The organism is Allorhizobium paknamense (assembly GCF_030815125.1).
Taxonomy (GTDB): Bacteria; Pseudomonadota; Alphaproteobacteria; order Rhizobiales; family Rhizobiaceae; genus Allorhizobium; species Allorhizobium paknamense.
Genome location: NZ_JAUSWH010000031.1, coordinates 22,414 through 29,470 on the forward strand (window position 1 = coordinate 22,414; position 7,057 = coordinate 29,470).

The following is a 7,057-nucleotide window of genomic DNA, read 5'->3' on the forward strand; positions in this document are numbered from 1 at the left end:
ACAGGAGAAGCCATGCAGGCTGACCGTACCTCCCTCTCCCGTCTCGGCGGCCGTGCCCTCTCGGTCGCACTGGCATTTTCCCTCTCCCTGCCGCTGGCAGGGCTGGCCCATGCTGACGAGTATCATCTCGGCGTCATGGACAAGCTCAGGGTTCGCGTGGCGGAATGGCAGACGGCGGAGGGCGCTGTGCGGGACTGGACCGCCGTCAGCGGCGATTACGCCATTGGCGCATCCGGCAAGGTTTCCATTCCCTTCCTCGGAGAACTGTCCGCAGCCGGTCGCACGACAGAGGACGTCTCCGAAGATATCGGCAAGCGCATGCAGCAGCTTTTCGGTCTGCGCGACCGTCCCTCGGCCTCGGTGGAAATCGCCGAATACCGGCCGATCTTCATGATGGGCGCCGTGCAGACACCCGGTCAGTTTCCCTACGCCCCCGGCATGACCGTGCTGAAAGCGGTGAGCGTTGCAGGCGGCCTGCGCCGCGCCGATGCCGGCCAGCGTTTCGCCCGCGACTTTCTCCAGGCCAAGGGCGACGGCGACGTGCTGATTGCCGAGCGGAACCGCCTTCTGGTGCGCAGGCTAAGGCTGGTGGCGGAAATGCAGGGCAAGACCGCGATCGAGATCCCGGATAATTTCAAGAACATCCCGGATCTCAACCAGTTGCTCGATTCGGAAAAGGCGATCATGAATTCGCGCGGCGCGAAATTGCAGGCGCAATTGTCCTCGCTCGCCGACCTGAAGAGCCTTTTGAACACCCAGATCGAAGCCTTCGGCAAGAAGTCCGAAACCCAGACCCGCCAGCTCAAGCTGGTCGAGGAGGATCGCGACAAGGTCAACAGCCTCAGCGAACAGGGTCTGGCGCTCAGTTCCCGCAAGCTCTCGGCCGAACAGCAGGTATCGGATCTGCAATCCAACCTGCTGGATATCGATACCTCGACGCTCAAGGCCAAGCAGGACCTGAACCAGGCCGTTCAGGACGAGAAGACCACCAAGAACGACTGGGACGCGCAGCTTGCCCAGGAATTGCAGGATACCGAAGCCCAGCTTGATGAGATCGACCTGAAGCTCTCCACCAATCGCGGCCTGATGGCGGAAGCCCTGCTGCAATCGGCGGAAAGTGCCGCGACCAAGGGTCCGGACGATCAGATCAATGTGGCTTATTCCATCGTGCGCGAGAAGGATGGCAAGGCCACCGAGACGGCTGTGGATGAAAACACCAAGGTCCTGCCGGGCGATGTGGTGAAGGTGAATGTGAAGCTCGATCGTCCCGCCATGCGCTGATAGCGGGGACATTCGCCAGGACATCTGGTATTCCTTTGCGACGGCGTGCCGATCAGGGTTTGCCGCAAGCTTTCAGGGTGAGGACGCGACCGCATCTTCGTGTCCTGGTATGAGGTGTGGATGCGCATTCCCAAAGCCCTTATCGTCGATCCCAATGCCAACGGGCTTTACGTGATGGCAGCGACGGCGTTGTCGTTGTTCATCTTTGCCTACTCGGCCCGCATAGGCTCTATTTCCATTCTCGTGTTCTACGGGCTCTGGTTCCTGCCGCTGCTGGTCAATTACCGCCGGGTGCTTGGCGATTACCGGCGCTTTTTCTGGATCTACAGCTTCGCCATCCTGGCTTTCGTATCCACCTTCTGGTCAGCGGCGCCGCCCACGACGTTGCGCTCCTCCATCCAGTATCTGACCCACATCTTTTGCGCCCTGCTGGCCGTACGTGTGGTCAGCATGCACAATTTCACCCGAGGCGCGATTTTCGGTACAGGCCTGGTGCTCGCCTATTCGCTGGCCTTCGGCCACTATATCGCCGATGCGCTGGATGGGTCCTTCAGCTTCGTCGGCGCGTTCGAATCCAAAAACCAGCTCGGCTTCTTCGCCTCCCTCGGCATCTATTTCGTCTTTGCCTCTCTGTTCATCCAGCGTGACTGGACCCTGCTGCTGTTGCCGGTCTACGGCGTCGTCTGCCTGATGGCGGCCTATTGCCTGTTCGCCTCCGAATCCGCCACATCGGTTCTCACCGTCATTGTCATTATCGGGGCGTCAGTTATCCTCAAGGCCGTGACATGGCTTTCCCCCCGCCATCGCGTGGTGCTGTTTGCCGGTGGTGCGTTCTTCGGCATCGTCGCAGCTTTCGCCTTTATCTATGGCGGCGGCTTTGCCCTGATCCTCGGAGCCTTCGGCAAGGATACGACGCTGACGGGCCGTACCTATCTCTGGGCGCAGGGCCTGGAGGCTGCCAAGCTCAATCCCATTCTCGGCATGGGCTACCAGGCCTATTGGGTCCAGGGCTTTTCGGAGGCGGAGCGGCTTTGGGCGGAATTCTTCATCCAGTCCCGCAACGGCTTCCATTTCCACAATACCTATATCGAAACGACCGTGGAACTCGGCATCGTGGGATTGCTGAACCTGTGCATGCTGATGCTGACAGCCGTCTTCGGCAATCTCAAACGCCTGCTGTCAAACGCGCATGATCCGGAAGCAGGCCTGTTGTTCGGACTGGCCCTGCTGCTGCTTATCCGCTCCTTCGTGGAAATCGACACGCTCGCCGCCTATCAGGTCGGCTCGTTCCTGCTCTATTTCATCATCGGCAGGCTTGCCCTGAATCGGATGCCGGTCACGATTGCCGCCGGTCGCAGCCGAGGCCGGGGCCGTCGGCGGGTCTATGATCATGACGCCGCGTTCGAACGCACGACTGCATAATTCCTTAGATCGGAATCGATTTGAGGATAAAATTATACAGCAGATTTAAAGCGCTACAGCGAACCTTTGTGCTCCATATATGGAGCACAGCGCTGTAGGCCTGCCAGATTGCCATAAACGAAAGGCCGATCTGACATCTATCGGATCGGCCTTTTCAAGCTTTGTATTTAGAGCATTTCAGTGTTTCACGGAAACACTGAAATGCTCTAACTCTTTGTTTTAACGCATTTCCGGGCGAAAAACCGGTTCCCACTTTTCCTGGAAATGCTCTAAATATGTTGCGCCACATCACAGGTCACTTGCGCGACACGCTGATGCCCGGAAGGTATCCACGCAATCTCAGAACGGCAGCTTGAAGCCGGGCGGGATCGGCAGGCCGGCGGTCATAGCCTTGGTCTTTTCCGCCATGACGGCTTCGGCCTTGTCCTTGGCATCCTTATGGGCAGCAACGATCAGGTCCTCCAGGATTTCCACCTCGTCTTCCTTGAAGAGCGAGGGGTCAATCTTGAGGCTGCGCAACTCGCCCTTGCCGGTCATGACCACGGTGACGAGACCGCCGCCGGATTTGCCCTCGACTTCCAATGCAGCAATTTCTTCCTGCATCTTCTCCATCTTGGCCTGCATTTCCTTGACCTTGCCCATCATGCCCATGATGTCGCGCATCTTTGTCTCCTATTTATTCAAAATATCGGTCAGAACTCGATATCGTCGCCCGGCAGAATATCGCCCTCGGCGGATTCGGCCACGGCAGGCGGGGCGAGTTCCTCCGCCTCTTCCTGAACGGCGCGAATGCGCACGTCGGTAATTTTGGCGCCAGGAAAGCGGGACAAAATCGCCATGACATCGGGATCCGCCGCCGCATCGGTCATGCGGGCTTCGTGGTCGCTCTTTTCCTGCTCGGCAAGGGTCGGTCCACCGGCCTCGCGGCTCAAAATGACCATCCAGCGGATTTCGGTCCATTCCTCAAGCCGGCGCTGCAGATCGCCGACAATGGTTTTCGGCGCATCCGGCGGCAGGTTGATTTCCAGCCGTCCCGGCTCGACATTCACAAGCCGCACATAGGCCCGTAGCAAGGCCTTCAGGCGCGGATCGCGGTTCTTCGTGCAGAGGTCAGAGATATCCTCCAGCGAGGCAATCCTCACCTTCGGCTGGACTTGCGGCTGGGCCTGCGGCTCACGCCGTGCCACGGTTTCGGATTGCGGCGAACTGGGCACGGCCTGCAAATGCGCGGTGGGCTGCGGCTGCCCCTGCGGCCGCGGTTGAGCATCGCTCCGTGCCACTGCCTGCGTGGCATAGGCCATGGATGCGCCGCCACCATTGCCGCCACGCGGCGCGGGTGCCGCCTGACCGCTGCCGCCATCGCGGCTCATCTCCAGGAGCCGCCGCGCTGCCTCTTCCGGCGAGGGCAGATGCGCGGCATGCGCAAGGCGGATCAGCACCATTTCGGCAGCCCCCATGGGGCGGGAGGCGTTTTCCACCTCGGGAATGCCCTTGAGCAGCATCTGCCAGATCCGCGACAGCGTCGTCACCGCGACGCCCTCGGCAAACTCCGAACCTCGCACCCGCTCCACTTCACTCAGCGAGGGATCGTTCGCGCCATTCGGGACATATTTGAGCCGTGTCACCAGATGGGTAAAATCAGCCAGATCGGTGAGCACAACCGTCGGGTTGGCGCCCGCCTCATACTGGCTGGCGAATTCCGCCAATGCCGCAGCCACATCGCCCTTCACCACATGGCCGAAGAGATCGACAATGCGGGCGCGGTCGGCAAGGCCAAGCATAGCGCGGACGGCATCGCTCTCCACGCGGCCGCCGCCATGGGCAATGGCCTGATCGAGCAGGGAAAGGCCGTCACGCGCCGACCCTTCCGCCGCGCGCGCGATCATCGACAGGGCTTCCGCCTCGGCCTCGATGCCTTCCTTCGACAAGATGGTGGAGAACAGTCCGACGAGATCACCCGCGCTGATGCGGCGCAGATCAAAGCGCTGGCAGCGGGACAGGACCGTGATCGGAACCTTGCGAATTTCGGTGGTGGCGAAGATGAATTTCACATGTTCCGGCGGCTCTTCCAGCGTCTTCAGCAAGCCGTTAAAGGCCGCGGTCGACAGCATGTGCACTTCATCGATGATATAGACCTTATAGCGCGCCGAGACAGGGCGGTAGCGCACCTGCTCGATGATTTCGCGAATGTCATCGATACCGGTATGGGAGGCGGCATCCATTTCGATCACGTCGACATGACGGCCTTCCATGATCGCTTGGCAATGCTCGCCGGGAATCTTCAGGTCTATAGTTGGGCGGTCGATATCGGCGGTCTTGTAGTTCAGCGCGCGAGCCAAAATGCGCGCCGTTGTGGTTTTGCCCACCCCGCGCACGCCGGTCAGCATGTAGGCCTGCGCGATACGACCGGTCTCGAAGGCGTTGGTCAGGGTCCGGACCATCGGCTCCTGGCCGACCATCAGATCCGTAAAATCCCTGGGGCGGTATTTACGGGCCAGAACCCGGTATCCGCCGGGGGTGGCATCAGCCTTGGCTGTCGGCTCGAATTCGCTCATCGCGGTGCCAGCGTCCCCGTGGTTTTCGAACAAGGCTCTCAAAAAGGGAAGAGAGGTGGGAGGCTGGAACGATGACCCAAGCCGGGCTCGTTAGGGCTGCTTCCTTCCGGACCTGACCCGGTTGGCGAGTGGCTCGTCCACCACCAACCTCCCACAGTCCATATCGGCAATCTTCCGGGCAAATGCAAGTCACGGCTTGAAAAAACTGCTAGAGATGGATGAGATGGCGAAAAGAATCCCGGGAGAAACACGCTTGCCCCACTTCATTCTGGACGAGAGGCTGGAGCGCGACAGCGTTTCCATTCAGACATTGACGCTGTCCGATCTGCGGCTGGCGAAGGATAGCCGCTGGCCCTGGCTGATCCTCGTACCGCAACGCGTCAATGTCAGCGAAATTTTCGACCTTTCACCGGAAGACCAGATGGAACTGGCGCGCGAACAGGCCAGAATCGGTGCCGCGCTCAAGGCGATGACCGGCGCCACCAAGATCAATGTCGCCGCCATTGGCAATATGGTACGTCAACTGCATGTACATGTCGTGGCGCGCTTCGAGGGCGATGCCAATTGGCCCGGGCCAATCTGGGGCTTCGGCCAGGCTGTTCCATACGAACCACAAGCCTTCGAGGCGTTGAAGGCAGAATTGCAGAAGGCTGTGCTATAATGACGAAATCGCTTTTCGACAGCAGCGCCCCGCATGGCGAGGCAAGTGTACTCACCGCCTTTGCCGGAAACGGGCTGGAGCGGTATGCCGAACATCGTTCGGAGGAAAGCCTTTCGGAGGCCTTCAAGGTGGAAGGCATGCATGTGCTGGCCTATGTCGGCAACAAGATCCTGCTGAAGCATGAAGAACAGGTGCTGGACCCGCTTTTCGCAGCCTATGAACTGGCAGGGCTGGATCCTGACCTCGACAATGCCGTGCTTCTCGGCCGTCGCCCAAGTGGCGAGCCACGCATTGCCCTGCCGCTCGGCATTGCCCAAGATAAGATCGGCGAGGGCTATAAGCTGCTTTCCGGTCGTGAACTGTTTCGCGAGGCAGAGCTTGACCCGGAATTGCTCGGAGAGGCCGCTCAAGGCTTCAGCCTTCTGCACTGGAATGCCGAAAACCGCTTCTGCGGCAGTTGCGGCCAGCCGATGGAAGCGCGGATCGGCGGCTATAGACGCGAATGCCCTGCTTGCGGCCGTGTCTCCTTCCCCCGCACCGATCCCGTGGTCATCATGATGACGATCGATGAGGCGAATGACCGGTGCCTGCTGGGGCGCGGCGGGCATTTTCCAGAGGGCATGTATTCCTGCCTGGCTGGCTTCGTGGAACCAGCAGAAACGATCGAAAACGCCGTACGGCGGGAAACCTATGAGGAATCCGGCATCACCATTGGCCGCGTACGCTACCATGCCTCACAACCCTGGCCCATGCCGCACCAATTGATGATCGGCTGCTATGCCGAGGCCTTGAGCTTCGACATCCAGCGCGACGAGAACGAGCTGGCGGATTGCCGCTGGTTTTCCCGCGACGAGATCAGGGCGATGATCGATTTGACATCGGATGGCCCGAAGGCCCCTGCACGGGGAACCATTGCACATCGTCTGATGGTCGATTGGCTGGATTGGTGCGTATAGCCTTAGAGAGGGTACATTCTGCACATCTGCAGCTGCGCCACCTTACCTCAGGTCCAGGATTACTTTGTTTGTGTTTTCCGGCCTTAAAACGCCGAAACCGCCCCCTGATGGGAGCGGTAATTGATTTATGTTTGGAATTGGTTGCGGGGGCAGGATTTGAACCTGCGGCCTTCAGGTTATGA

Annotated in this window: 6 protein-coding genes and 1 other RNA gene; 4 read left to right on the forward strand and 3 right to left on the reverse strand. The window is 59.8% G+C overall.

Annotated elements, in window-relative coordinates; all coding sequences use genetic code 11:
• Positions 1 to 12: 12 nt before the first annotated feature.
• Entirely contained in the window at positions 13 to 1,281 is a 1,269-nt protein-coding gene (locus QO005_RS23585) for a polysaccharide biosynthesis/export family protein (protein WP_307160461.1), read from the forward strand.
• A gap of 120 nt (positions 1,282 to 1,401) precedes the next feature.
• Complete coding sequence (locus tag QO005_RS23590; protein ID WP_307160462.1) at positions 1,402 to 2,703, forward strand: O-antigen ligase family protein; 1,302 nt, start codon at positions 1,402 to 1,404, stop codon at positions 2,701 to 2,703.
• Positions 2,704 to 3,042: 339 nt separating this feature from the next.
• Here QO005_RS23590 and QO005_RS23595 read toward each other — a convergent pair whose 3' ends face one another.
• The 3 genes from QO005_RS23595 to ffs all read right to left on the reverse strand — a co-directional run bounded on the left by QO005_RS23595 (position 3,043) and on the right by ffs (position 5,410).
• Positions 3,043 to 3,366, reverse strand: coding sequence for a YbaB/EbfC family nucleoid-associated protein (locus QO005_RS23595; RefSeq protein ID WP_307160463.1), 324 nt, complete (start codon positions 3,364 to 3,366; stop codon positions 3,043 to 3,045).
• 29 nt (positions 3,367 to 3,395) lie between these two features.
• Complete coding sequence (locus QO005_RS23600) at positions 3,396 to 5,258, reverse strand: DNA polymerase III subunit gamma/tau (protein WP_307160464.1); 1,863 nt, start codon at positions 5,256 to 5,258, stop codon at positions 3,396 to 3,398.
• 55 nt (positions 5,259 to 5,313) lie between these two features.
• Positions 5,314 to 5,410: signal recognition particle sRNA small type (gene ffs / locus QO005_RS23605), an RNA gene on the reverse strand.
• A gap of 101 nt (positions 5,411 to 5,511) precedes the next feature.
• Here ffs and QO005_RS23610 point away from each other — a divergent pair.
• The gene (locus tag QO005_RS23610; RefSeq protein ID WP_307160465.1) at positions 5,512 to 5,919 is read left to right on the forward strand and encodes an HIT family protein; all 408 of its coding nucleotides are present in this window, start codon (positions 5,512 to 5,514) and stop codon (positions 5,917 to 5,919) included.
• Positions 5,916 to 6,875 carry an NAD(+) diphosphatase gene (gene nudC, locus QO005_RS23615; protein WP_307160467.1) on the forward strand — a complete coding sequence of 320 codons (960 nt, stop codon included), beginning with the start codon at positions 5,916 to 5,918 and terminating at the stop codon, positions 6,873 to 6,875. The genes QO005_RS23610 and nudC overlap by 4 nt, the downstream gene beginning before the upstream one ends.
• Positions 6,876 to 7,057: the final 182 nt, after the last annotated feature.

Excerpts from the sequence above, each read along its gene's own strand:
- QO005_RS23585 (WP_307160461.1), top strand. The coding sequence starts at position 13 with ATGCAGGCTGACCGTACCTCCCTCTCCCGTCTCGGCGGCCGTGCCCTC.
- QO005_RS23590 (WP_307160462.1), top strand. The coding sequence starts at position 1,402 with ATGCGCATTCCCAAAGCCCTTATCGTCGATCCCAATGCCAACGGGCTT.
- QO005_RS23595 (WP_307160463.1), bottom strand. The coding sequence starts at position 3,366 with ATGCGCGACATCATGGGCATGATGGGCAAGGTCAAGGAAATGCAGGCC.
- QO005_RS23600 (WP_307160464.1), bottom strand. The coding sequence starts at position 5,258 with ATGAGCGAATTCGAGCCGACAGCCAAGGCTGATGCCACCCCCGGCGGA.